The organism is Pseudomonas sp. SDT291_1_S447, from assembly GCF_054070155.1.
Genome location: NZ_JBSVXS010000283.1, coordinates 1 through 589 on the forward strand (window position 1 = coordinate 1; position 589 = coordinate 589).

General features: G+C 59.1%; 1 protein-coding gene. It reads left to right on the plus strand.

The window, feature by feature from the left end:
• Positions 1-170: 170 nt before the first annotated feature.
• Positions 171-589, plus strand: a 419-nt coding sequence (locus ACW9IR_RS29550) for a contractile injection system protein, VgrG/Pvc8 family (protein ID WP_457466147.1), incomplete at its 3' end; no start/stop codon positions are given.

Here is a 589-nt window from a genome sequence, read left to right on the forward strand (position 1 = left end):
CCGGTACTTCGGGTTCCGATGACTGGCGTGCTCCAGTCGTTTAATTACGGCTGATGGTTGTACCGCCCCGATCGGCATGACTGGTCGGGGCGGATTCACTTCTAAAGAATTTTTTGCCAATAGCCCCTTGAGGGCTGTTGCGCGTCGCAGCACTGCGCGAGGAACAAGGGATGTTCTCACCGGCCAACCAGCCTCATTTCAACCTGACCGTCGATGGCATCGACAGCGATTTCCAGGTGCTGTCCTTCACCGGTCGCGAGGCCCTCAACACGCCGTTCGAATTCGAGCTGGAACTGGTCAGCGAAAAGGCCTCGATCAACCTCGAAAGCGTGCTGCACAAACTGGCGTTTCTGCAGTTGTCGCCGAGCGGCAGCGGCATTCACGGGCTGGTCTACAGCATCGCCCAGGGCGAGGCGGGCAAGCGCCTGACCCGCTACAAGATTTCCCTGCGCCCGCAACTGGCGTACCTCGCGCATCGGGTCAATCAGCGCATCTTCCAGCAGATGACCGTGCAGCAGATCGTCAGTCAGGTGCTGGAAGAACACGGCATCCTCGCCAGCGATTACCACTTCCAGCTCAGCGCGATTTA